Below are 24,060 nucleotides of genomic sequence, written 5' to 3'. Positions count from 1 at the left end.
TCATTTGCTTTCCGCCTGCTTGAGCGCCAGCACGTCCTTCGGCGTGACCATGTCGCCCTTGTTGTTGCCCCAGGCATTGCGCTCGTAGGTGACCACGGCGGCGATATCGACTTCCGAGAGTTGCTTGCCGAACGCCGCCATGGCGGTGCCGGGCTTGCCGTGGAAGACGATGCCCAGGTGGGCTTCCTTGGGCCCGGTGGCGATCTTCGAGCCCTTGAGCGCCGGGAACATCGGCGGCAGGCCCTGGCCTTCGGCCTGGTGACAGGCCACGCAGGTGGTGTGGTAGACCTTGTCGCCGCGGGCGACCAGCTCTTCGAGGGTCCAGTCCTTGCTGGTCAGTTCCTTGAGCTTGGCCGCCTCGGCCTTGCGCTCGCCAAGCCAGGTGTCGTAGTCGGCCTTGGACTTCACCTCGACCACCACCGGCATGAAGCCGTGGTCCTTGCCGCACAGCTCGGTGCACTGGCCACGGTAGATGCCCGGCTTCTCGACCCGGGTCCAGGCCTCGTTGACGAAGCCGGGGATGGCGTCGCGCTTGACCGCGAAAGCCGGCACCCACCAGGAATGGATGACGTCGGCGGCGGTCACCAGGAAGCGCACCTTGGCGCCCACCGGCAGCACCAGCGGCTGGTCGACCTCGAGCAGGTAGTGCTCATCCTTCGGCGATTTGTTGTGGATCTGCTCGGCGGGAGTGGCCAGGTTGCTGAAGAACTCGACGTCCTGGCCCAGGTACTTGTAGTGCCACTTCCACTGGTAGCCGGTGACCTGGATGTCGATATCCGAGTCGCTGGCGTCGTAGATGTCGATCAGGGTCTTGGTGGCCGGGATGGCCATGACGACCAGGATCAGGAAGGGAACCACGGTCCAGAGAATCTCGACCCAGGTGTGCTCGTGAAAGTGCGCGGCCTGCTGCCCGGTCGAGCGGCGGTGGATGACCATCGACCAGAACATCGCGCCGAACACCACGATGCCGATGATCACGCAGATCCAGAAGATGGTCATGTGCAGGTCGAACACTGCGTGGGAGACTTCCGTCGCCCCGGGCGCCATGTTCACCGTCCATGCTGCCTGTGCCTGACCGAAAACCGACCACAGCAACAGGCCCATCCAGACATGTGGATGTCGCATCATTGCGGGTTCCCCTTATCGTTCTTGTAGTCCCGGAGGCGTGGACGACCTGCTACGACAAAGGGGGGAACGGTGGCCAAGACTGCCTGGCTTCGACGACCGAGCCCCCTGCTTAAGGCAGTCGGGCCTCATCAACGAATCACGTTTCACCCGGAGTATAGACACCGACCAATGGTGCGCAACGCAGGGTTTGAAATGATCTTCACGTAACCAAACGTTTGCGCTGAAAGCCGTATGAATACTGGGCTGGGGCACAATAATGGCACTTTGATATAGCCAATTTCCTACACGTATCTCAGCGATATAACAAATGCGTCTTAGCGATTCTCGTAAGCAAGCTAACTTAGTGTCTTCCGTTTGTAACGCCATGTCCCTGGAGTTGTCATGAACATCGCTGCTGTACGCGAGCAGATCGAAAACGCCCATCAACATGAGAGCCGCACAGGCCAACTGAAAGCCCGCCTCGAACTGCAACTGCCACACCTGCATCCGTCGATCCAACTGCCTGAGCAGGATGCCCAGGGTACCTTGGCGCGCTTTGTCGGCGCCTACATCAACGAGGTTCCGGAACTGCTCGAGGCCGCGCACAACGTGGCGCTCGAAGCAGGCATCGAGACGCAGATCAAGCCGGTACTGAAGATTGCCGAAGCCTACTTCCTGCAGCCACCGAGCGTGATGGCGGGGCAGGTCGGGCTGGACTGCCTGCTGGACGAGGCCTACCTGGCGCATCGCCTGGTCGAGGAGGTCAACGACCTGTATATCCGCCATTTCCAGCAACCGCTGATTCCGGTGGATACCACGGTCGCCAACCTGATCGCCCATCAGCTGATCGGCGAGACGTTTGCCAACCAGCTGGATGAGGTGGTGCATCATTCGGTGGATGAGATGCTCGATGACGAGAGTTTCGCCGCCGAGTCGGTGGAAGCCTACCGCGACAAGCTGTCGAGCCCGGCAACTGGTGCTGCGTGGAAACGCTGGCCGTGCCTTTCGCGCCAACTTGGTGTGGAGTTGGGGCAGTCAGCCTGAATTGACCTGATCCGCCCCTATCGCGGGGCAAGCCCGCTCCCACGAGCTCGATCATCGTGGGAGCGGGCTTGCCCCGCGATAGGTCGCTATAGACTTACGCTAAGCCCCAACCCCCGCCGTAGTCCGCAACCGTCCCTCGACCCGCCGCTTCAAACGCCGCTGCTCCAGCACCAACCGCGAGCCCTTGGCCGCGCCACTGCGTCCCCAATCCTCCAGCAGTTCCAGGCAGGAATGGTCGATATAGCTCAGGTTGCCCAGCGGCACATGCAATGTCGTTCCCTCCGGCACGGTATCCAGCACCTGTGTCAGCGCCGGCACCTTGAGGAAGGTCGCCGCGCCGCTCAGGCGCAGTTCCATGTGCCCCGGCGTACCCGAGGTCACCAGATTGATCTTCAACCGCGCCGCCTTCAGCGCCAGCTTCAGCAGGGTCAGGGCAAAGCCCAGCAATACGCCGGTCAACAGGTCGGTGAAGATGATCGCAAGGGCCGTCGCCGCATAGGTGAACATCGGCATTCGCCCGTAGCGCCCCAGGCCGCGGAACGCCTTGAAGTCCACCAACTTGACCCCGGTATAGACCAACACCCCGGCCAGGCTGGCCACAGGTATCTGCTGCAACACGCTGCTCAGCGCCACCACGAAGGCCAGCAGCCAGAGCCCATGGAAGATCGCCGAGGCCCGTGTCTGCGCGCCGGCCTGGACGTTGGCCGAGCTGCGCACGATCACCCCGGTCATCGGCAGCGCACCGAGCACCCCGCAGAGCATGTTGCCGATGCCCTGCGCCGACAGCTCACGGTCGAAGTCCGAACGCTGGCCGCTGTGCATGCGGTCGACGGCGGCGGCGGACAGCAAGGTCTCGGCGCTGGCGATGAAGGCCAGGGCGAAGGCCGCCACCAGCAGGGTCGGGTCGGCCAACTTGAGCAGGTCATCCGGGCGCAACCAGTCGATGGCTTCGGACAAATCGGCCGGCACCTGAACGCGATTGACCGGCAGCGCCAGCCACAGGCTGACGGCGGTCATCGCAGCCACCCCGAGCAGGGCTCCGGGAATGAAGCGCAGGCGTTGCGGGCGCAAGCGCTCCCAGCCCCACATGATAGCGATCGTGCCCAAGCCCAGCGCACCGGCCTGCCAACCATTGCCCGCGCTTTCCAGCGGCAGGGCCGAAGCCAGTGTCGCCGGAAAGCCCAGCAGGTTGTCCACACCCGAGGGCTGTGGCGCCGTGTCGAACATCACATGCACCTGGGACAACACGATCAGCACGCCGATCCCGGCGAGCATGCCGTACACCACCGCCGGCGCCGTGACCCGAAACCAGCAGCCCAGGCGCAGGCGCCCGGCCAGCAGTTGCAGCAGGCCGGCCAGCAACAGGATCGGCCCGAGCATGGCCATGCCGTGCTGGCGCACCAGCTCGAACACCAGCACCGCCAGCCCCGCCGCCGGGCCGCTGACCTGGAGCGGCGAGCCGGCAAGAAAGCCCACCACGATACCGCCGATAATGCCGGTGATCAGCCCCTTCGCCGGGGGCATGCCCGAGGCGATGGCAATGCCCATGCACAACGGCAGGGCGACCAGGAAGACCACCACCGAAGCCAGCAACTCGCGCGGCAGGGCCGCCTTTATCTGTGTCATGTTCACCATGTAGCTCCTTTCTAAATTCACGGCCATTCCGCTGGCCGCTAGCACGGGGAACCCTGAATGACGCGCAGGCGCAGGCCGCCAGCGGGTCTGCCGGCAAGGCATTCAGGGAGATTCAAGGCAGGCGAAGGCCGCGCCGCACCCATCGGGTGCAGCCGGCAATCAAGGCTTTTTCAGCGTGTTCGGGTCGCTTAGTAGCGACCTCTCGGTGTGGCAGAGGGGATCGGCTGACCTGCGGTCAGCGGCAGGAAGCGATCGCTGGCGGCGTCGTAGGCTTCGATCTGGCTGGTCTCGATGTCATACAGCCAGCCATGGATGTGCAACTGGCCCGCAGCCAGGCGCGAGGCCACCGATGGGTGGGTGCGCAGGTGGTGCAGCTGGGCGATGACGTTTTCCTTGGTCACCAACTGCATGCTTTCGTGCGGGGTGTCGCAGGAGCAATTGTCCTCGACCACGGTACGCGCCACCTCGGCGTGGCGCAGCCAGGCCGCGACAGTCGGCATCTTGTCCAACGAGTGCGGGTTGAGCACCGCGCGCATGGCGCCGCAGTCGGAGTGGCCGCAAACGATGATGTGATGCACGCCCAGGGCCAGCACCGCGTATTCGATGGCGCTCGACACACCGCCGTTCATCTGGCCATACGGCGGCACGACGTTGCCGACGTTACGGGTGACGAACAGGTCGCCCGGCGAGCTCTGGGTGATCAGTTCAGGCACGATGCGCGAGTCGGCGCAGGTGATGAACATGGCGCGCGGCTTCTGCGCGGTGGCCAGTTTCTTGAACAGCTCTTGCTGCTCGGGGAAGACTTCGGTGTGGAACCGCAGGAAGCCGTCGACGATATGCTTGAGGGCGGCATCGGCGCTTTCGGCGGGTGCGGCCGGGACAACCTTGGATGGGTCCTTGACGGGCATGATTCATCCTCTTGACGGTTTGAAAGTGAATTCCATGTTACCGGGGAAAGATTGGGGTGACGCGGGGATTTAGATGACGCGCACGGGTAAATAATCACAGTCACTGCTGACTCATGACTCACGCTAGCGTAGGAAACTTAACTGAAACTTAATTGCGCAGGCTCTAGAACGGGCGTTCTAGATGGGCGAGGGGAGTGCTGGATAATAGCAAAAAAGCATCAGATGCCAAGCTTCATGAGTGAAATTGTTGGGTTGTCTTAGTTGTACTTATAGCTCCTGATCCGAGAAATTACGCTGCTAGAACAACGCCATCTGTGCGCCCGGGACGCAGAAGGCGGTGCAATCGAGCTGCAGTTCCTCACGCCCCTCGAACCCCAGCCGCCTGGCCGCCTTGCGAAAGCGCTGGGCCAACAGCTCGGCGAACACTCCCTCGCCGCGCATCCGGGCGCCGAAACGGCTGTCATACAACTCGCCCCCCCGGCTCTGGCGGATCAGGCTCAGCACATGCGCGGCCCGCTGCGGGTAATGATCGTGCAGCCACTGCTCGAACAACGGCGCTACCTCCAGCGGCAGGCGCAGCATCATGTACGCCGCGCTCTGCGCGCCCGCCTCCTTCGCCGCCTCCAGCAGGTGCTCCAGCTCACTGTCGTTGATCATCGGGATCATCGGCGAACACAGCACGCCCACCGGAACGCCGGCCTCGCGCAGCACGCGGATCGCCCGCAAACGCGCCTTGGGGGCGGCCGCGCGGGGTTCGAGGGTGCGCTTGAGCTCATCGTCGAGAGTGGTGAGGCTGATCATCACCCGCACCAGGCGTCGACTGGCCAGTTCGCTGATCAGATCAAGGTCGCGCAGTATCAGCGAGCCCTTGGTGACGATGGTCACCGGGTGGCGGTAGCGCAGCAGCACTTCGAGCAGGCGTCGGGTGAGCTGGTGCTCACGCTCGATGGGTTGGTAGGGGTCGGTGTTGGAACCCAGGTTGATTGGCGCACAGACGTAACCGGGCTTGCTCAATTGCTGTTCAAGTACCTCGGCGGCATTGGTCTTGGCGATCAGCCTGGTTTCGAAATCGAGGCCGGGAGAGAGGTCCCAGTAGGCGTGGCTGGGGCGGGCATAGCAATAGATGCAGCCGTGCTCGCAACCGCGGTAGGGGTTGATGGAACGGTCGAAGGGCAGGTCGGGGGAGGTGTTGCGGGCGATGATGGTCTTGGCCGTCTCGATCCGCACCTCGGTGCCCTGGGTGAGTGGGACTTCCTGGTACCAGCCATCGTCCTCGGCTACTGAAACGCTCGGGGCGAAGCGGTTGTGGGGATTGTCGGCGGTGCCGCGGCCACGAATGGGGACTGGTTTCATGATGAGAACCCGGATTACTGTATTTATATACAGTAATCCGGGTTCAGCTGGATAGCTACAACCGATTATCGCGGGGCAAGCCCGCTCCCACGCATGCCGCGTGATCCACCTTCAATCCTGCGGCTTCTTCAGCTTCGGATTGGGGAAGAACTGCACGGTCTGCACCTTGGCCGGCGCCGCCTTGGGCGCCAGGTGGTTGACCCGTGTGCCCAGCTCCGAGGGTACCGACAGGCCCTGTTCGTTCAGGGTGTCGGTGAACCCACAGGCCACGCACTCGCGGTGCGGCACGCCGTCCTCGTTCCACATCATCAGCTTGTCCATCTCACTGCACGCCGGGCATACCGCCCCGGCGATGAAACGTCGCTTGCTCTTGCTCACGGCTACCTCGCTCATGCCGCCGCGTCCTCGGTGAGGCCACTGTGGCGCAGCAATGCATCGATGGAAGGCTCACGGCCTCGGAAGTCGACGAACAGCACCATCGGTTCGCGGGAACCGCCACGGGCCAGGATGGCTTCGCGGAAGGCACGGCCGGTCTCGGCGTTCAACACACCTTCTTCCTCGAAGCGCGAGAAGGCGTCGGCCGACAGCACTTCGGCCCACTTGTAACTGTAGTAACCCGCCGCGTAACCGCCGGCGAAGATGTGCGCGAAGCTGTTGGGGAAGCGGTTGTACGCCGGCGGGCGCATCACCGAGACCTCGTCGCGCACGCCTTCGAGCACCTGCAGCACGCTGCGGCCGTCGCCGTGGGTGGCGTGCAGCTCGAAGTCGAACAGCGAGAACTCCAGCTGGCGCACCATCATCATGCCGGACTGGAAGTTCTTCGCGGCCAGCATCTTGTCCAGCAAGTCCTGGGGCAGGGGCTCGCCGGTTTCGTAATGGCCGGAGATCAACGCCAGGCCTTCCGGCTCCCAGCACCAGTTTTCCATGAACTGGCTGGGCAGTTCCACCGCGTCCCAAGCCACGCCGTTGATGCCGGACACGCCGGCATGCTCGATGCGGGTCAGCAGGTGGTGCAGGCCATGGCCGAACTCGTGGAACAAGGTGGTGACTTCGTCGTGGGTCAGCAGCGCAGGCTTGCCGGGCGTGGCCGGGGTGAAGTTGCACACCAGGTTGGCCACCGGGCTCTGCAGCGAGCCCGCGGCGGTGCGGCGGTGATCGCGGGCACCGTCCATCCAGGCGCCGCCTCGCTTGTTGGCACGGGCATAGAGGTCGAAGAAGAAACGGCCGACGTGCTGGCCGTTTTCCTTGATCTCGAACAGGCGCACGTCCGGGTGCCAGCTGTCGAAGCCCTTGAGCTCGGCGATCTCGATGCCGTACAGGCGCTGGACGATGGCGAACAGGCCGGACAGCACCTTGTCGATCGGGAAATAGGCGCGCAGGGCTTCCTGCGACACACTGTAGCGCTGTTCGCGCAGCTTCTCGCCGAAGTAGCCGGCGTCCCAGCTGGCCAGCTCCGGGGTGCCCTGCTCGGCGGCATAAGCTTTAAGCTGCTCCAGATCCTGGGCGGCGAACGGCTTGGAACGCTTGGCCAGGTCACGCAGGAAGCTCAGCACCTGGTCGCTGGACTCGGCCATCTTGGTGGCCAGGCTCAGCTCGGCGAAGTTCGGGTAGCCCAGCAGCTCGGCGAGCTCCTGGCGCAGGTCGAGGATTTCTTCCATCACCGGGCCGTTGTCGAACTGGCCGGCGTTCGGGCCCTGGTCGGAGGCGCGGGTGCAGTAGGCGGCGTACAGCTCTTCGCGCAGGGCGCGGTCGTCGGCGTAGGTCATCACCGCGTAGTAGCTGGGGAATTCCAGGGTGATCAGCCAGCCGTCGAGGCCCTTGGCCTGGGCGGCGGCGGCCATCTGCGCCTTGGCCGAATCGGTCAGGCCGGCGAGGGCGGCCTCGTCGGTGACGTGCTTGGTCCAGGCCTGGGTGGCGTCGAGCAACTGGTTGGAGAAGCGGCTGCCCAGCTCGCTGAGCTTGCTCTGCACTTCGGCGTAGCGCTGCTGCTTGTCGGTCGGCAGGTCGATGCCCGACAGGCGGAAGTCGCGCAGGGCGTGGTCGATGATGGTCTTTTGCGCCACGTCGAAGCCGGCGGCTTCGGGGCTGGCGGCCAGGGCTTCATAGGCTTCGAACAGGGCACGGTTCTGGCCCAGTTCGGTGGAATAGGCGCTCAGGGCCGGCAGGCATGACTCGTAGGCCTCGCGCAGTTCCTGGCTGTTGCACACCGCATTGAGGTGGCTGACCGGGCTCCAGGCGGCGCCCAGGCGGTCGTTGAGTTCGTCCATCGCCAGCACCAGGCCGGCCCAGGTCGGGTTCTTGCCCTGCTTTTCGAGGATCTCGGCGATGGCCTTGCGGTTGTCGGCGAGGATCTGCTCGATCGCCGGCAGCACATGCTCGGCGCGGATTGCCGAGAAGGGCGGCAGATCATGGGACTGCAGCAGCGGGTTGTTCGCACTCACGGTTCGGGTACCTTGGCAGGAGAAACACGGGACCATCTTAATTACAATCGACGCCGACCGCAGCAGGCAGCCTGCCTATCGGCATTGCAGAGGAACACTATCATGGCCCTCCGGACCTTCCAGCAACACACGCCGAAAGTGGGAGCACGGGCCTTCGTCGACCGCTCGGCGGTGGTCATCGGCGACGTCGAGATCGGCGAGGACAGCTCGATCTGGCCGCTGACCGTGGTGCGCGGCGACATGCACCGCATCCGCATCGGCGCGCGCACCAGCGTGCAGGACGGCAGCGTGCTGCACATCACCCACGCCGGGCCATTCAACCCCGACGGTTTTCCGCTGATCATCGGTGACGAGGTGACCATCGGTCACAAAGTCATGCTGCATGGCTGTACCCTGGGCAACCGCATCCTGGTCGGCATGGGCAGCACCATCATGGACGGCGCCATCGTCGAGGACGAGGTGATCATCGGCGCCGGCAGCCTGGTGCCGCCGGGCAAGCGCCTGATCAGCGGCTACCTGTACATGGGCAGCCCGGTGAAACAGGTGCGCCTGCTGAGCGAGCAGGAACACGCGTTCTTCCCCTACAGCGCCGGCAACTACGTAAAGCTCAAGGACCAGCACCTGGCCGAAGGCTACGACCAACCGGAATGACCCCATCGCGGGGCAAGCCCGCTCCCACGATCCTTGCATGGCCTGCGTGGGAGCGGGCTTGCCCCGCGATGGCGTCCTGACGAACACCAGAGTGGACAGCCCCATGCACCAACAGAACATCCTCTTCGACCTCGACGGCACCCTGACCGACCCGCGCTCAGGGATCACCCGCTCGATCCAGTACGCCCTGGCCAAGCTGGGCATCGACGAGCCGGACCTGACCCGCCTCGAGCACTTCATCGGCCCACCCCTGTTGCAGGCCTTCATGCAGTTCTATGGCTTCGACGAGGCCAAGGCCTGGGAGGCGGTGAACTTCTACCGCGAGCGCTTCAAGGTCACCGGGTTGTACGAGAACCTGGTGTTCGACGGCGTGCCGCAGTTGCTGCAGGCGCTCAACGGCCAGGGCCGCACCCTGTATATCGCCACTTCCAAGCCGTGGGTGTATGCCCGCGAGATCGCCCGGCATTTCGAGTTCGACCAGCACTTCAAGGTGATCTACGGCAGCGAGCTGGACGGCACCCGCACCAACAAGGTCGAGCTGATTCGCCACCTGCTGGACGAAGAAGGGCTGGACCCGGCGCAGACCCTGATGATCGGCGACCGCAAGCATGACCTGATCGGTGCGCGCAGCAATGGGTTACAGGCCGTGGCGGTGGGCTATGGGTTCGGTAGCCGGGAAGAACTGGAAGCCGAGTCGCCAGCATTCCATTTCGAGACCCTGGCCGAGATGCACCAGGCGTTCGCTCGCTGATTCAAACCTCATCGCGGGGCAAGCCCGCTCCCACGCTGTGGCATGCCCTCAAGAGTTGGCTTGGTGTCCAACTGCTTTGGGAGCAGTCCACGTATCAGGTCGTGGGAGCGGGCTTGCCCCGCGATGAGGCCAGCTCTGCCAACGCCAATTTGCGCTGCTCGATCGGCAGCCTCCCAAGCGCCTCCACCCGTTGATAAAAACGCAGCCAATCCCCACCAACATCCTTGAACAACTGCGAAAACGCCGGAACCCACTGGTCATAAAGCCCAAAAGGCAGCAGCTTGGCATTGTTCAACGGCGCAAAGACCCAGGCATCGAATCGCCGATCCCCGCTCCAGTCCCGATCCCGCACCTCACGGTACTCCCGGCGAAACCGCTCGAACTCGGCCTGCTTGGCCGCCCGTTTGCCCGCCTCATCCAGCGGCCCGGCATAGATCGCCCGCAACCGCTCGCGACTGGCCAGCACCAAGCGGGTGAACTGCTCGCGCTGCCTGGCGCCAGCATCCTCGATGGCTGCCAACCCACGCGCGGCACGCCATTGCCGGGTGCCCTCCTGTTCGACGAACGAGGCGAACGACTCGTTGAACTCGGTATCGTCCTGCACGTAGAAGCGCTGATGCGCCAGCTCATGAAAGATCACCGTGGCCAGGCGCTCATCGCCCCAGCCGGCCATGGTCGACAGGATCGGGTCGTCGAACCAGCCCAGGGTGGAGTAAGCCTCCACACCTCCCACATAGACATCCAGGCCTTCCTGGCGCATCAGCGCCGCCGCGCTGCGGGCCGCGCCCTGCCGGTAATACCCTCGATAGGCCACGCAGCCGGCGATGGGGAAGCAATGGGTCACCGGTTGCAACGACAATTCAGGGGTCGCGAATACATTCCACACCACATACGGTCGACCCAGGTCGGCGTAGACCCGGTAACTGCCGTTGTCCGGCAGCTTCAACTGCGTGCTGGCGAACGCCCGGGCCTTTTCGGCGAACAACAGGCGCTGGCGCAACGCCGGGCTGGTGGCCGGATCCCCGATCACCCGGTCCAGCGGCTGGCGTGCCCGCAACAGCTGCCACTGGCCCTCGGCCAACTGGCCGTAATACCCCACGCTGGAGCAACCGCTCAGCAGGACGCCCAGCGCCACGGGAACCAACCGGGTGAAAACGCGGTCGAGAACCCGACGGCTGCAGCGCATGAAAAGAAAAAGTCCAAACATCGAGGCTGTCTATCTCGCTCGTCGGCCGAATGCGACCAAGACTATCTCGCCAAGGGGAAGCTCAGCCATGCGTACTCTGCTGTTTGCCGCCGGCACGCTCGTGCTGTTGTCCGGTTGTGCCTCCTTCCTGCCCCGCGCCGACCCAAACCAGGCCTGGATCGACCTGGCCCCCGGAGACAACGACTCGCTGCACGCCCTGCAGGTCGATGAGCGCGACTGGGCCGACACCCGCTACTTCCAGGTGCAGCCCGGCAATCACGAGCTGACCGTGCGCTACCAGTTCGCCGTGACGCCCAGCAATATCGGCCCGGTGGACGAGCCGCTATGGCGCGACTGCCAGCTCAATCTCAGCTACAAGGACTTCACCGCCGGGCAACGCTACCAGATGCAGGCGGGCAGCATCGGTTTCCGCCCCTGGATCAAGCTCTACGACCAGCAGCAGAAACTGATCGGCCAGGGTGAGCCGGCAGGCTGCCAGCGCACCTGAACCCCGCGAACGGCGCTATGCTTGTAACCTGTGAACCGCGAGCGGGAGTTTCACCATGCGCCAGCCCATGATGCTGATGGCCCTCAGTGCACTGGGGGCGTGCGCCAGCCCCTTGCCGCCCGTAGACCCAGGCAAGGCCTGGGTCGATCTCTACACCATCACCCCCGGCAGAACCATCATGGCTGACCGTCTGGACGGCCAGCGCCTGGACGACGGCCGCTACTTCCAGGTGACGCCCGGCAAGCATGAGCTGGTGGTGCGCTTCGACTACGAGATCTATTCCGGCGGCTTCAGCACCGACCCTACCGAGCGAACCTGCTACCTCACCGTGCGCTACAACGACTTCAAGGCCGGCCAGCGTTATCGCCTGGAGGCGCGGGCCCCGGCGATGCAGCCGCAGGTGCTGCTGTATGACGCCAACCGCAAGGTGGTGGTCAACGAGCCGAGCAACGTGACCTGCATTCCCTAGGACTCACAGCCATTCGCCTGTAGGAGCGGCCTTGTGTCGCGATGGGGCTGCGCAGCAGCCCCGGCGATTTTTGTTTGATGCTGAAATCCTGGGGCCGCTACGCGCCCCATCGCGGCACAAGGCCGCTCCTACAGAGGTGGAGGCCGACCTTACCGATCGTTCTTCTGGTAGATGATCTTCTTCGTGCCGCCCTCGCAGCTGCCAACGATCATGTTCGGATCACTGACCTCGGCATTGGGCACGATCTCAAGCGTGTAGGAGGAAACCTTGTTCGCCTGAATCTTCGCTTCGATCTCGGCTTTCAGTTCCTCGCACGGCTTGGGCGCGGCCAGTGCGGCCGAGGCCAGCAGGGAAACCAGCACACCAAATGCAACGCGGATCATGGAACGGCTCCTGAGACAGGGCAGACAAGCTGCCAACGCTGTTTAGACTACAGGAAACCGCCGCCGTTGCGACGCCTAGGAAAGCAGTGTGGCATCCAGGCTGATGGTTGCGTTCAGCACCTTGGACACCGGACAGCCGGCTTTGGCCTTGTTGGCGATCTCCTGGAACTGTGCCTCGCTGGCCCCAGGCACGGTGGCCTTGAGGGTCAGGTGAACGGCGGTGATGGCAAAGCCATCATCCTGCTTGTCCAGACTCACCTCGGCGTGAGTGTCGATCCGCTCAGGCGTGAATCCCGCTTCGCCCAACATCATCGACAATGCCATGGAGAAGCAGCCGGCATGGGCAGCGCCGATCAGTTCCTCCGGGTTGGTTCCAGGCGTGCCTTCGAAACGGGTGTTGAAGCCGTAGGGCGCCTGCTTGAGCGCGCCGCTTTCAGTGGAGATCTGGCCCTTGCCATCCTTCAGGCCACCTTGCCAGACCGCCGATGCTGTCTTCTTCATGCTGCCTCCTGTCACAGGGTTGGGGTGTCTAAGGTTCTGAGGACCAAGCCCACGCCAAGTTCAGATCAATCCACAGGAAGGCATTGAATCCAGCGAATATGCCCATACAGAGTCCAGAAGGCCATGGCCAATCACCTGAAGCGGAGGCTCCAATGACGCACCTGCGAGACCTGAAGATTTCCACCCTCGACCTGGTGCCCGTGCGCGCCGATGGCGGCCCGGCGCAATCGCTGCGCAACTCGCTGGACCTGGCCCGACACGTCGAGCGCTTCGGCTATAACCGCTTCTGGGTCGCCGAACACCACAACATGGACGGCATCGCCAGTTCGGCCACCGCCGTGCTGATCGGCTATCTGGCCGGTGGCACCTCGAGCATCCGCATCGGCTCCGGCGGGGTGATGCTGCCCAACCATGCGCCGCTGGTGATCGCCGAACAGTTCGGCACCCTGGCCAGCCTGTACCCGGGGCGTATCGACCTGGGCCTGGGCCGCGCCCCGGGTTCCGACCAGATGACCGCCCGCGCCCTGCGCCGTGAACGCTCTGGCAGTGCCGACGACTTCCCCGATGATGTCGAGGAACTGTCGCGTTACCTTGGCCCGCGTACAGATGATCAAAAAGTGATCGCCGTGCCCGGCCATGACACCGAGGTGCCGATGTGGCTGCTCGGCTCCAGCCTGTTCAGCGCCCAGCTGGCCGGCATGCGCGGCATGCCCTACGCCTTCGCCTCGCACTTCGCGCCACGCTACATGCACGAGGCGATCCGCATCTACCGCGACCATTTCAAGCCGTCCACCACGCTGGACAAGCCTTACGTGATGCTCGGCATCCCGATGGTGGTGGCCGAGACCGACGAAAAGGCCGAGTACCTGGCGACGTCGGTGTACCAGCGCATCCTCGCGCTGATCCGTGGCCAGAGCCTGATGCAGCGCCCACCGGTCGAGAGCATGAATGGACTATGGCTGCCCCATGAGCGCGATGCAGTGAGCAGCTTCCTGGGCCTGGCGATGATCGGTAGCCCGCAGAAGGTGCGGGCGAAGGTGGAGGTACTGCTGGAGCAGACCGGGGCGGATGAGCTGATCTTCACCAGCGATCTGTACGAGCATGCCGACCGGATCAGGTCCTATGAGCTGATGGCGCAGGCCTTGAAGACCGGTTAAAGGTCATCGCGGGGCAAGCCCGCTCCTACAGGGTACGCTCTGTGGGAGCGGGCTTGCCCCGCGATGGAGCCACAATCAGTCACGGCTATAGGCAATTACCTTGGTCCCACCCTCGCAGGTACCCACCACCTTGTCGGCAGGATCACCCTTGGGGGCGATCGTAAGCTTGTAACCCTTCACCCCCTTGGCATCGAGCTTCGCCGCAATCTCCGCCTTGAGCTCCTCGCACGGCTTGCCTGCCGCCAGCGCGCCACCGGCCAACGCCATCAGCCCCATGGCCAGAATCAACTTCTTCATCGATCGCTTTCCTTGTACAGATCAAAGACGAAAAGGGCGCGAAGCTCGCGCCCTGCAACCTTATTACCCGATCAGGCCGGGCAAGCCTAGCCCAGCTTCGTTTCAGCTGTTGGCGATGCGGAAGCCCACCTTCAGCGTCACCTGGAAGTGCGCGGCCTTGTTGTCGCGGATATGCCCGCGGGTATCGACCACCTCGAACCATTCCAGGTGCTTGATGCTCTTGCCGGCCTCGGCCAGGGCATTGTTGATCGCTTCTTCGATGCTGGTGGGGGAGGATCCGACCAGCTCGATCTTCTTGTAGGTGTGATGATCCGACATAAGTGCTCTCCTTGGTTGGGTAGTCCGTTGAGCCTAGCAGTGCAAGCCCGGTTTACTTGCGAGCGATCGCCGCAGGAGAAAGTTCGACTGCACTTTCCCACCGCCGCGCAGTCGCACTTCTTACAGCCCATACCGCGAAGGAGAGTCACTATGCCCCGCAATTCCCTGCGCCAAGCCTCCCTGGAAAGCATGGAAGCCGAGATCGAGAGCCTGCTCAAGACGCTTGAGCACCTCAAGCACGATGCCTCGGAGGAATCCCACAAGACCATGAAGGCGCTGCGCGGCAATGCCGAGAACGCCCTCAAACATTCGCGCAGCCTGCTCAGCGATGCCTATGAGGAGGTGAAAACCCGTACCCGCCAGACCGGCGTCGCCACCCGTGACTACGCCCAGGAACATCCCTGGACCACTGCGGGTGTGGCAGTCGGCGCCCTCGGCCTGCTGGCCGCCTACCTGATGTGCCGGCGCAGCTAGCCCGCCTGCTGCTGCAGCTCCCGGCGCAGCCATTGCGCCAGCTGCTCGGCGCGCCCGTGCTCGGCGCGCCGGGGCACCCACAGGGCCAACGCGGCGCGGGTCGGGGAGAAGCCCCATGGCGCAGCCAGCCGCCCGGCCTTCAGGTCGTCCGCCACCAGCGGTTGTGGCGCGATGGCTACGCCAAGGCCGGCCACCGCCGCTTCCAACAGGTAATACAAATGCTCGAATGCCTGGCCGTAACTCAACGCACCGGGCTCGATGCCATGCTGCTGCGCCCAGGTCGGCCAGGCCTGTGGCCGCGAGGTCGTGTGCAACACTGCCTCTCGTTGCAAAGCCACGGCTGGCGCGGCTTTCAAACGGTCAAAGCCTTCGAAGTGCGGGCTCATCACCGGACCGATCCGCTCTTGGGCGAGCACATGCACCTGCATGTCCGCCGGCCATGGCGGTTCGGCATAGACCAGCAGGGCATCCAGCCCCGGGCGGCGAGGATCGAGATCGCCTTCGCCAGCGGACAAGTGCAGGCGCAGTTCCGGCAGGTCGGCCTTCAAGCGCCCCAGGCGCGGGATGAACCAGCGCGCCAGCAGGCTGCCGGAACAGCCGAGCACGAAGGGCGCTTCGTCGGCATCGCGGGAAAGCTCGGCGCAGACACTGCGCAAGCGGTCGAACGCCTCAAAGCTGGCATCACGCAGGCGCACCCCGGCATCTGTGAGTTTGACGCCACGCCCATCCTTGGCGAACAGGGCTACGCCCAGATGCTCCTCGAGCACCTTGATTTGTCGGCTGACGGCGCCATGGGTAACGTGAAGTGCCTCGGCAGCCTGGCTGACACTGTTCAGCCGGGCGGTCGCCTCGAAGGCCCGCAGGGCGTTAAGGGGGGGAAGGTCCTGGGCCATTTAACTTGTGAGTTTTCCTGACAGGTTTACGCAATCTTATCGGTTTTCAGCCGGCCGCGTCGTGGTTAGAGTAAAGCCCATCACTCATCCATTACGCCCTGGAGCGCCCCATGACCCAGACCCAATACCGCGCCGGCCCCGATGCCAACGGCCTGTTCGGCTCGTTCGGCGGCCGCTACGTGGCCGAAACCCTGATGCCCCTGGTGCTGGACCTGGCCCGCGAATACGAAGCCGCCAAGGCCGACCCCAAGTTCCTCGAAGAACTGGCCTACTTCCAGCGCGACTACATCGGCCGCCCCAACCCGCTGTATTTCGCCGAGCGCCTGACCGAGCACTGCGGCGGCGCGAAGATCTTCTTCAAGCGTGAAGAGCTCAACCACACCGGCGCGCACAAGGTGAACAACTGCATCGGCCAGGTGCTGCTGGCCAAGCGCATGGGCAAGAAGCGCCTGATCGCCGAGACCGGCGCCGGCATGCACGGCGTGGCCACCGCCACCGTCGCCGCGCGCTTCGGTCTGCCCTGCGTGATCTACATGGGCGCCACCGACATCGAGCGCCAGCAGGCCAACGTGTTCCGCATGAAGTTGCTGGGCGCCGAGATCGTCCCGGTGACCGCCGGCACCGGCACCCTCAAGGACGCCATGAACGAGGCCCTGCGCGACTGGGTCACCAACGTCGAGGACACCTTCTACCTGATCGGCACCGTGGCAGGCCCGCACCCGTACCCGGCGATGGTCCGCGACTTCCAGTCGATCATCGGCAAGGAAACCCGTGCCCAGCTGCAGGAGAAGGAAGGGCGCCTGCCCGACAGCCTGATCGCCTGTGTCGGCGGCGGCTCCAACGCCATGGGCCTGTTCCATGACTTCCTCGATGATACCAGCGTGCAGATCATCGGCGTCGAAGCCGGCGGCCACGGCGTGCACACCGACAAGCACGCAGCCAGCCTGAACGGCGGCGTACCGGGCGTGCTGCACGGCAACCGCACCTACCTGCTGCAGGACGACGACGGCCAAATCACCGACGCCCACTCGATCTCCGCAGGCCTCGACTACCCCGGCATCGGCCCGGAGCACGCCTACCTGCACGAAGTGAAGCGCGTGGAGTACGTCAGCATTACCGACGACGAGGCCCTCGACGCCTTCCACGCCACCTGCCGCCTGGAGGGCATCATCCCGGCGCTGGAAAGCTCCCACGCCCTGGCCGAGGCGATCAAGCGCGCGCCGAAACTGCCGAAGGACCACCTGATGGTGATCTGCCTGTCCGGTCGCGGCGACAAGGACATGCAAACCGTGATGAACCACATGGCCGCCCAGGAGAAACAGGCATGAGCCGTCTCGAACAACGCTTCGCCGAACTGAAGGCCGAAGGCCGTTCCGCCCTGGTCACCTTCGTCACCGCCGGCGACCCGGGCTACGATGCCTCGCTGCGGATCCTCAAGGGCCTGCCGGCCGCCGGTGCCGACGTGATCGAACTGGGCATGCCCTTCACCGACCCGATGGCCGACGGCGTGGCCATCCAGCTCGCCACCCTGCGCGCCCTGGAAGCCGGCCAGACCCTGGCCAAGACCCTGCAGATGGTTCGCGAATTCCGTGTGGATAACCAGACCACGCCCATCGTGCTGATGGGGTATTACAACCCGATCCACCGTTTCGGCGTCGAGCAGTTCGTCGCCGAGGCGAAAGAGGCGGGCGTCGATGGTCTGATCATCGTCGACCTGCCACCGGAACACGACGCCGAGCTGGCCACGCCAGCCCAGGCCGCGGGCATCGACTTCATCCGCCTGACCACCCCGACCACTGATGATGCGCGCCTGCCGCGCGTGCTGGAGCGCAGCTCCGGGTTCGTCTACTACGTGTCGGTTGCAGGTGTGACCGGTGCGGGTTCGGCAACCACCGAGCATGTGACCGAGGCCATTGCCCGCCTGCGTCGGCATACCGATCTGCCGATCAGCGTTGGCTTTGGTATCCGCACGCCTGAACAGGCCGCCGCCATTGCCCGTCTGGCTGATGGCGTGGTGGTCGGTTCGGCGCTGGTCGACAAGATCGCCCAGGCCAAGGATGCCGGCCAGGCAGTGCAGGATGTGCTGAGCCTGTGCTCGGCGCTGGCCGAAGGCGTGCGCGCCGCCCGCAACTGATCCGCGCAGCAGGTGTATTTGTGGGAGCGGGCTTGCCCCGCGATAACGATGGTGGACTCACCGCCGCTGTGGTGGGCCAAGCCCGCTCCCACGTTGCATCAAGCACCAAATATCGACAGATCCAACGGCCTGATCGCCCCCATCCAGATCGCATGATCGCGGTGATCCGCCAGCTCATCCCCGGTTTCCGGGTGCAGAAACACCACCAGTCCCTTGCGATACAGCGCCAGCCACGGCAGCACCACACCCACCACCTCCGGCCCGAAGGCCAGCTGACAGCTCCAGTCCGGGTGCGGCCCAACCGGTTTCTGGTGCATGCGTCCCATGGTCACGGGAAACAGCCGCGTTGCTTCCTCGCACAGCTCACGGGCCTGTTCCATGGTCGATGCGTCGTAGTACACGTGGGCGTGATAGCCCTTGATCCTTTGCACAGTGGCTCCTGATGGCGTTGAAAGCATGCCTGGAAGTCTACGCCATCTCTGTAGGAGCGGCCTTGTGCCGCGAAAGGGCTGCGAAGCAGCCCCGGCAATGTTGCAGGAATGCTGAAATCTGGGGCCGCTTCGCGCCCCTTTCGCGGCACAAGGCCGCTCCTACAGGAGGCGCTCCCGCTCCAGCCAATCCACAAACCGCTGGATCAACGCCCCGCGCCGTTTGCGCGGCGGCAGCACCACGTAATACCCGCGCTCCGATCGCAAACTGCCTTCCATGGGCCGACACAACAACCCTTGCTCGACCAGCCCGTCCACCAGATGCGCCCAGCCGATCGCCACGCCCTGGCCAGCAATCGCCGCCTGAATCAGCAGGGTGTAGTTGTCGAACCGCAGTTGACCGGACGGAGGAGGGCTGTCCACGCCAAGACCACGAAACACCCCCGCCCAATCGAACCAGCGACTGGCCTGCTCGCCCTTCAGGTGCAACAACGGCAATCGTTGCAAAGCCTCGGCTGACAAGGGTTTGCCATGAGTCAGCCGGGGGCTGCAGACCGGGAAGACCTCCTCGTCGAACAACCAGCGACTCTCGCCCTGATGGAAGCGCCCATCGCCAAACAGCACCGCCACATCGATGTCCGGGCGCAGCATCCCCTGGCTGCGCTCGCCGGTCACCAGGCTCACGTCCACCTGTGGATAAGCGTCGTGGAAACGCTGCAAGCGCGGCATCAGCCAGAACGCCGCAAAGGCGAAGTCCGTAGCCACCTGCAGCACCTCGCGCTGGCCGCGCCCACTGGCTTGGGCGACGCCATCGTCCATCGCCTGCAAGCCCTGGTGCACCTGTTCGAACAATAGCAACCCCGCCTCGGTCAACGCGATGCCCCGGTAAATCCGGTCGAACAACCGCGTGCCCAACTGCGCCTCCAGGCGCTTCATCTGCTGGCTGACCGCCGGCTGGGTGGTGCCCAGCTCCACGGCCGCAGCCGTGAAGCTACGCAAGCGCGCGGCGGACTCGAACACACGCAATGCGTCCAGAGACAGGTCGGCAAGGTGTTCAAACATAAGCATGGCTAATCCGAGTCATTGCCCGACGTGGGCTTTACCCACCTTATCCACAGGACCATGCTGGATTGCAAGCGTTCACCATAACTCTCGACGATGGAAGGGCACCATGAAGCAACCCAATATCCTGTTCATCATGGCCGACCAGATGGCCGCGCCGCTGTTGCCGATCTACAGCCCGTCGCCGATCAAGATGCCCAACCTGGCGCGCCTCGCCGAGCAGGCCGTGGTGTTCGACTCCGCCTATTGCAACAGCCCGCTGTGCGCGCCCTCGCGCTTCACCCTGGTCAGCGGCCAGCTGCCCAGCCGCATCGGCGCCTACGACAACGCCGCCGACTTCCCCGCCGACATTCCGACCTACGCCCACTACCTGCGCCGCCTCGGCTACCGCACCGCGCTGTCGGGCAAGATGCATTTCTGCGGCCCGGACCAGCTGCACGGCTACGAAGAACGCCTGACCAGCGACATCTACCCGGCCGACTATGGCTGGGCGGTGAACTGGGACGCGCCTGACGAGCGCCCGAGCTGGTACCACAACATGTCCTCGGTGCTGCAGGCCGGACCGTGCGTGCGCACCAACCAGCTGGATTTCGACGAGGAGGTGGTGTTCAAGGCACGCCAGTATCTCTACGACCATGTGCGCGAAGACCATGGCCGGCCGTTCTGCCTGACCGTGTCGATGACCCACCCGCACGATCCGTACACCATCCCCAAACGCTACTGGGATCTCTACGAGGCGGTGGATATCCCGCTGCCCCGCGACACGATCGCCCAGAGCCAGCAAGACCCGCACTCGCAACGCCTGCTCAAGGTCTACGACCTGTGGGACAAGCCGCTGCCCGTAGACAAGATCCGCGATGCCCGCCGCGCCTACTTCGGTGCCTGCAGCTACATCGACGACAATATCGGCCTGCTTGTGCAGACGCTGGAAGACTGCGGCCTGGCCGACGACACCCTGATCGTCTTCTCCGGCGACCACGGCGACATGCTTGGCGAGCGGGGGCTCTGGTACAAGATGCACTGGTTCGAGATGTCGGCGCGGGTACCGCTGCTGATCCACGCGCCCAGGCACTTCGATCCTGCGCGCATCAGCGCCAACGTTTCCACCTGCGACCTGCTGCCGACGCTTGTCGAACTGGCCGGCGGCGCTGTGGATAAAAGCCTGCACCTGGACGGTCGCTCACTGCTCGGCCATCTGCAAGGGCAGGGCGGTCATGACGAGGTGATCGGCGAATACATGGCCGAAGGTACCGTCGGCCCGCTGATGATGATCCGCCGCGGCGCGTACAAGTTCGTGTACAGCGAGGACGACCCCTGTTTACTCTACGACCTGAGCCGCGACCCGCACGAGCGGGAGAACCTCACCGGCAGCCCCGACCACCAGGCGCTGCTGCAGGCATTTGTCGATGAAGCGAAGCTGCGCTGGGATATCCCCAGCCTGCGCCAGCAGGTGCTGGCCAGCCAGCGCCGCCGCCGTCTGGTGGCCGAGGCGCTGTCCATCGGCACGCTGAAAAGCTGGGACCACCAACCGCTGGTGGACGCCAGCCAACAGTACATGCGCAACCACATCGATCTCGACGACCTCGAGCGCAAGGCACGTTATCCACAGCCCGCCCCCCTGGATTGAGAAGAGAGGCCGCCATGCAGAAGTTCTCCACCGCCGTGCTCGCCCTGGCCCTGAGCCTGGGCACGGCCCACGCCGCCGACGGCGACGCGCAATGCAGCACCGTGAAACTGGCCGACCCCGGCTGGAGCGATATCGCCAGCACCAACGCCGTCGCCCGCCTGCTTCTGGAAAGCCTGGGCTACCAGGTGAAGATCGACAGCCTGGCCGTGCCGATCATCTATGGTGGCCTGAAGGATGGCCGGGTGGATGCCTTCCTCGGCAACTGGATGCCGGCGCAGCAGGGCTTTCATGACAAGTTCATCGCCAATGGCGACGTGCAGCAGCTGGCGCGCAACCTGGAGGGCACCGAATTCACCCTGGCGGTGCCCGATTATGTGTGGGAGGCCGGCGTGAAGGACTTCGCCGACCTGCACAAGCACGCCGACAAATTCGACAAGAAGCTCTACGGCATCGGCTCCGGCGCGCCGGCCAACCTGTCGCTGAAGGAGATCATCGACAAGAACGACTTCGCGCTTGGCCAGTGGAAGCTGGTCGAGTCCAGCGAACAGGCGATGCTGGCCCAGGTGGATCGGGCGGTGAAGAAGCAGCAGTTCATCACCTTCCTGGGCTGGACCCCGCACCCGATGAACGTGAAGTTGAAGATGCATTACCTCACGGGTGGCGAAAAATGGTTTGGCAGCAAAGGCGATGTGTACACGCTGACCCGCAAGGGATATCCACAGGCGTGCCCGAATGCGGCGAAGTTGCTGGGCAACCTGACGTTCACGCTGGACATGGAGAACAGCATCATGGCCGAGGTTGTGGACAAGAAGGTGAGCTTTGATGAAGCGGCCAGGAGGTGGGTGAAGGCTCATCCACAGGTCCTGGATGCCTGGCTTGCAGGGGTGACCACCAAAGCTGGCGGGGATGCAGCAGAAACGGTCAAAGCCAAACTCTGATTTTTGTCTGTTAGGCTGCTGGGGCCGCTTTGCGGCCCTTTCCGGCCGGTCCGACGCCTCGGCAAGGCCGCTCCTACAGGAGTTCGCGCTTTTCTGTAGGAGCGGCCTTGTGTCGCGAAACGAGGGCAACGCCCTCGCCTGCGATACTGAACAGGAATGACGCATGCCTCGTCTCCACCACCTGCTGCCCTTCCTCACCTGGCTCCCCCGCCAGTCAGGCCGTAGCCTGCGCCAGGACCTGCTGGTGGGCCTGAGCGGCGCCATCCTCGCCTTGCCGCAATCGATCGCCTACGCCCTGATCGCCGGCCTGCCCGCCGAGTACGGCCTGTACGCCGCCATCGTGCCGGTGCTGGTGGCCTGCCTGTGGGGCTCGTCCTGGCACCTGATCTGTGGCCCCACCGCCGCCATTTCCATCGTCCTCTATGCCAGCATCAGCCCGCTGGCCGTCGCCGGCAGCGACGACTACGTGACCCTGGTGCTGCTGCTGACCTTCCTCGGCGGCGTTTTCCAGCTAATGCTGGGGCTGCTGCGCTTCGGCGCGCTGGTCAACTTCGTCTCCCATTCGGTGGTGCTGGGCTTCACCCTCGGTGCCGCCGCCGTCATCGCCCTGGGGCAATTTCCCAACCTGCTGGGCCTGGACCTGCCTAGCCAGGCCACGGCTCTGAAGACCGTGCAGGAACTCGCTGGGCATGTTGGCGAGGTGGACATGCCATCGCTGGTTCTGGGACTGAGCACCCTGGCGATTGGCGTGCTGTTGAAGCTGTGGCGTCCACGCTGGCCGGGCCTGTTGATAAGTCTGCTGCTGGTGAGCCTGGCGGCCTGGCTGTTGCCCAGCGTGTTCGGCCATGTGCCGCGCGTGCCCGCTTTCGTCGGCCAGTTGCCACCGCTCAGCCCACTGCCGTTACTCGATGTGGAACTGATCCTGCGCCTGCTGCCCAGTGCCGTGGCTGTCGGCATGCTCGGGCTGGTCACCAGCCTGTCCATCGCCCGTTCCCTGTCCGCACGTTCCGAGCAACTGATCGACGCCAACCAGGAGATCCGCGCCCAGGGCTTGTCGAACATCGTCGGGGCATTGTTCTCCGGCTACCTGTCCTCCGGCTCCTTTACCCGCTCCGGGCTCAGCTACGACGCAGGGGCCCGCTCGCCATTGGCCGGGGTGTTCTCGGCGCTGTGGGTGGCGCTGTTCGCGGTGGCGGGGGCCGGGCTGATCGCCCATCTGCCGATCCCGGCGATGGCGGGCAGCATCCTGCTGATCTGCTGGGGGCTGGTGGACCATCGTGGCATCCGTGCGCTGTTCCGGGTCAGCCGCTCGGAGTTCCTGGTGATGGCGCTGACCGCCGCCGCGACCCTGCTGCTGGAGCTGCAGACGGCGATCTACGCCGGGGTGCTGGCATCGCTGTTCTTCTACCTCAAGCGCACCTCGAGGCCGCGAGTACAGCAGAGCCGGGAAGGGGAGGCGGACGTGTTGCGGGTGGGCGGGTCGATCTTCTTCGGCGCGGCGCATTACCTGCAGCTGCGCTTGCAGCGCTGCCAGGGGCCGCATGTGGTGATCGATGCGCGACAGGTGAACTTCATCGATTATTCGGGTGTGGATATGTTGCACCGCGAAGCGCGGCGGTTGATGCGCAATGGCGGGAGCCTGACGTTGCAGCGGGCAAGGCCGCAGGTGATCGAGGAACTGCAGAAGCTGGAAGGCATGGCGAGTTGCCCGATTCGCTTCGAGGGCTGACGGTCAACTGGTATTTCTGTCAGTTGCGAACAGCGTGCAGGCGATGAAAGAGTAAACAACGCTCAT

Annotated in this window: 26 protein-coding genes; 12 read left to right on the top strand and 14 right to left on the bottom strand. The window is 64.3% G+C overall.

Features of this window, described 5'->3' with window-relative positions; all coding sequences use genetic code 11:
* Window positions 1–1,128 (bottom strand): cytochrome c oxidase subunit II, encoded by a 1,128-nt coding sequence (coxB, locus tag VUG52_RS00295; protein WP_186712208.1) that lies wholly within the window; start codon window positions 1,126–1,128, stop codon window positions 1–3.
* A gap of 381 nt (window positions 1,129–1,509) precedes the next feature.
* Here coxB and VUG52_RS00290 point away from each other — a divergent pair, with 381 nt between their 5' ends.
* Window positions 1,510–2,151 (top strand): hypothetical protein, encoded by a 642-nt coding sequence (locus VUG52_RS00290; RefSeq protein WP_186712209.1) that lies wholly within the window; start codon window positions 1,510–1,512, stop codon window positions 2,149–2,151.
* Between the two features lie 99 nt (window positions 2,152–2,250).
* Here VUG52_RS00290 and VUG52_RS00285 read toward each other — a convergent pair whose 3' ends face one another.
* From VUG52_RS00285 to prlC, 5 genes are all read right to left on the bottom strand, one after another.
* Entirely contained in the window at window positions 2,251–3,786 is a 1,536-nt protein-coding gene (locus VUG52_RS00285) for a SulP family inorganic anion transporter (protein WP_189656855.1), read from the bottom strand.
* A 188-nt stretch (window positions 3,787–3,974) separates the two neighbouring features.
* Window positions 3,975–4,694, bottom strand: a complete 720-nt coding sequence (locus tag VUG52_RS00280) for a carbonic anhydrase (protein ID WP_050703179.1) — start codon at window positions 4,692–4,694, stop codon at window positions 3,975–3,977.
* Between the two features lie 297 nt (window positions 4,695–4,991).
* Window positions 4,992–6,047 (bottom strand): PA0069 family radical SAM protein, encoded by a 1,056-nt coding sequence (locus VUG52_RS00275; RefSeq protein WP_442964600.1) that lies wholly within the window; start codon window positions 6,045–6,047, stop codon window positions 4,992–4,994.
* A 111-nt stretch (window positions 6,048–6,158) separates the two neighbouring features.
* Window positions 6,159–6,440, bottom strand: a complete 282-nt coding sequence (locus VUG52_RS00270; RefSeq protein ID WP_050703177.1) for a YheV family putative zinc ribbon protein — start codon at window positions 6,438–6,440, stop codon at window positions 6,159–6,161.
* A complete protein-coding gene (gene prlC / locus VUG52_RS00265; RefSeq protein ID WP_331832330.1) occupies window positions 6,437–8,524 on the bottom strand; it encodes an oligopeptidase A in 2,088 nt (695 codons plus the stop codon). The genes VUG52_RS00270 and prlC overlap by 4 nt, the downstream gene beginning before the upstream one ends.
* 66 nt (window positions 8,525–8,590) lie before the next feature.
* Between prlC and VUG52_RS00260 the strand changes: the two genes are divergently transcribed.
* Together VUG52_RS00260 and VUG52_RS00255 are read left to right on the top strand one after the other, a co-directional pair.
* Window positions 8,591–9,139, top strand: coding sequence for a gamma carbonic anhydrase family protein (locus VUG52_RS00260; protein ID WP_050703175.1), 549 nt, complete (start codon window positions 8,591–8,593; stop codon window positions 9,137–9,139).
* Between the two features lie 103 nt (window positions 9,140–9,242).
* Entirely contained in the window at window positions 9,243–9,890 is a 648-nt protein-coding gene (locus tag VUG52_RS00255; RefSeq protein WP_262950826.1) for an HAD family hydrolase, read from the top strand.
* Between the two features lie 94 nt (window positions 9,891–9,984).
* Here VUG52_RS00255 and VUG52_RS00250 read toward each other — a convergent pair whose 3' ends face one another.
* Window positions 9,985–11,076, bottom strand: coding sequence for an aminopeptidase (locus VUG52_RS00250; protein ID WP_331832328.1), 1,092 nt, complete (start codon window positions 11,074–11,076; stop codon window positions 9,985–9,987).
* 88 nt (window positions 11,077–11,164) lie between these two features.
* Here VUG52_RS00250 and VUG52_RS00245 point away from each other — a divergent pair, with 88 nt between their 5' ends.
* Window positions 11,165–11,584, top strand: a complete 420-nt coding sequence (locus VUG52_RS00245; protein ID WP_186732124.1) for a PA0061/PA0062 family lipoprotein — start codon at window positions 11,165–11,167, stop codon at window positions 11,582–11,584.
* Window positions 11,585–11,639: 55 nt separating this feature from the next.
* Entirely contained in the window at window positions 11,640–12,053 is a 414-nt protein-coding gene (locus VUG52_RS00240) for a PA0061/PA0062 family lipoprotein (protein ID WP_028688711.1), read from the top strand.
* 149 nt (window positions 12,054–12,202) lie between these two features.
* Here the strand turns inward: VUG52_RS00240 and VUG52_RS00235 are convergent, their stop codons facing one another.
* Together VUG52_RS00235 and VUG52_RS00230 are read right to left on the bottom strand one after the other, a co-directional pair.
* Window positions 12,203–12,436, bottom strand: coding sequence for a DUF1161 domain-containing protein (locus VUG52_RS00235; protein WP_050703171.1), 234 nt, complete (start codon window positions 12,434–12,436; stop codon window positions 12,203–12,205).
* 75 nt (window positions 12,437–12,511) lie between these two features.
* Window positions 12,512–12,937, bottom strand: coding sequence for an OsmC family protein (locus tag VUG52_RS00230; protein ID WP_331832327.1), 426 nt, complete (start codon window positions 12,935–12,937; stop codon window positions 12,512–12,514).
* 152 nt (window positions 12,938–13,089) lie between these two features.
* Between VUG52_RS00230 and VUG52_RS00225 the strand changes: the two genes are divergently transcribed.
* Window positions 13,090–14,094 (top strand): LLM class flavin-dependent oxidoreductase, encoded by a 1,005-nt coding sequence (locus tag VUG52_RS00225; RefSeq protein WP_050703169.1) that lies wholly within the window; start codon window positions 13,090–13,092, stop codon window positions 14,092–14,094.
* Between the two features lie 75 nt (window positions 14,095–14,169).
* Here the strand turns inward: VUG52_RS00225 and VUG52_RS00220 are convergent, their stop codons facing one another.
* Both VUG52_RS00220 and VUG52_RS00215 read right to left on the bottom strand, forming a co-directional pair.
* Window positions 14,170–14,391, bottom strand: a complete 222-nt coding sequence (locus VUG52_RS00220) for a DUF1161 domain-containing protein (protein ID WP_050703168.1) — start codon at window positions 14,389–14,391, stop codon at window positions 14,170–14,172.
* A gap of 102 nt (window positions 14,392–14,493) precedes the next feature.
* Window positions 14,494–14,709 (bottom strand): dodecin, encoded by a 216-nt coding sequence (locus VUG52_RS00215; protein ID WP_011531496.1) that lies wholly within the window; start codon window positions 14,707–14,709, stop codon window positions 14,494–14,496.
* A 150-nt stretch (window positions 14,710–14,859) separates the two neighbouring features.
* Here VUG52_RS00215 and VUG52_RS00210 point away from each other — a divergent pair, with 150 nt between their 5' ends.
* Entirely contained in the window at window positions 14,860–15,183 is a 324-nt protein-coding gene (locus VUG52_RS00210) for a DUF883 family protein (RefSeq protein WP_050703167.1), read from the top strand.
* On the opposite strand, the gene VUG52_RS00205 is transcribed toward VUG52_RS00210, so the two are convergent.
* Window positions 15,180–16,076 (bottom strand): LysR family transcriptional regulator, encoded by an 897-nt coding sequence (locus VUG52_RS00205; RefSeq protein WP_050703166.1) that lies wholly within the window; start codon window positions 16,074–16,076, stop codon window positions 15,180–15,182. The two genes, VUG52_RS00210 and VUG52_RS00205, sit on opposite strands and share 4 nt — an antisense overlap.
* 110 nt (window positions 16,077–16,186) lie before the next feature.
* Here VUG52_RS00205 and trpB point away from each other — a divergent pair, with 110 nt between their 5' ends.
* Together trpB and trpA are read left to right on the top strand one after the other, a co-directional pair.
* A complete protein-coding gene (gene trpB / locus VUG52_RS00200; RefSeq protein WP_331832326.1) occupies window positions 16,187–17,404 on the top strand; it encodes a tryptophan synthase subunit beta in 1,218 nt (405 codons plus the stop codon).
* Entirely contained in the window at window positions 17,401–18,210 is an 810-nt protein-coding gene (gene trpA, locus VUG52_RS00195; protein WP_050703165.1) for a tryptophan synthase subunit alpha, read from the top strand. Before trpB ends, trpA begins: the two co-directional genes overlap by 4 nt.
* A 98-nt stretch (window positions 18,211–18,308) precedes the next feature.
* Here the strand turns inward: trpA and VUG52_RS00190 are convergent, their stop codons facing one another.
* Both VUG52_RS00190 and VUG52_RS00185 read right to left on the bottom strand, forming a co-directional pair.
* Complete coding sequence (locus VUG52_RS00190) at window positions 18,309–18,641, bottom strand: DOPA 4,5-dioxygenase family protein (RefSeq protein WP_028688720.1); 333 nt, start codon at window positions 18,639–18,641, stop codon at window positions 18,309–18,311.
* A gap of 159 nt (window positions 18,642–18,800) precedes the next feature.
* Entirely contained in the window at window positions 18,801–19,700 is a 900-nt protein-coding gene (locus VUG52_RS00185; RefSeq protein ID WP_262950930.1) for a choline sulfate utilization transcriptional regulator, read from the bottom strand.
* Window positions 19,701–19,809: 109 nt separating this feature from the next.
* Here VUG52_RS00185 and betC point away from each other — a divergent pair, with 109 nt between their 5' ends.
* From betC to VUG52_RS00170, 3 genes are all read left to right on the top strand, one after another.
* Window positions 19,810–21,327: a choline-sulfatase gene (betC, locus tag VUG52_RS00180; protein ID WP_262950839.1), complete on the top strand. Its 1,518-nt coding sequence runs from the start codon at window positions 19,810–19,812 to the stop codon at window positions 21,325–21,327.
* A 14-nt stretch (window positions 21,328–21,341) separates the two neighbouring features.
* Window positions 21,342–22,265: a choline ABC transporter substrate-binding protein gene (gene choX / locus VUG52_RS00175; protein WP_050703163.1), complete on the top strand. Its 924-nt coding sequence runs from the start codon at window positions 21,342–21,344 to the stop codon at window positions 22,263–22,265.
* 163 nt (window positions 22,266–22,428) lie between these two features.
* A complete protein-coding gene (locus VUG52_RS00170; protein ID WP_331832325.1) occupies window positions 22,429–23,994 on the top strand; it encodes a SulP family inorganic anion transporter in 1,566 nt (521 codons plus the stop codon).
* Window positions 23,995–24,060 lie beyond the last annotated feature (66 nt).

It is taken from the genome of Pseudomonas sp. LH21 (assembly GCF_036549575.1).
GTDB classification, from domain to species: domain Bacteria; phylum Pseudomonadota; class Gammaproteobacteria; order Pseudomonadales; family Pseudomonadaceae; genus Aquipseudomonas; species Aquipseudomonas peradeniyensis.
Note: the sequence above shows the minus strand (reverse complement) of the source record. Positions and strands in the feature narration are given on the sequence as shown.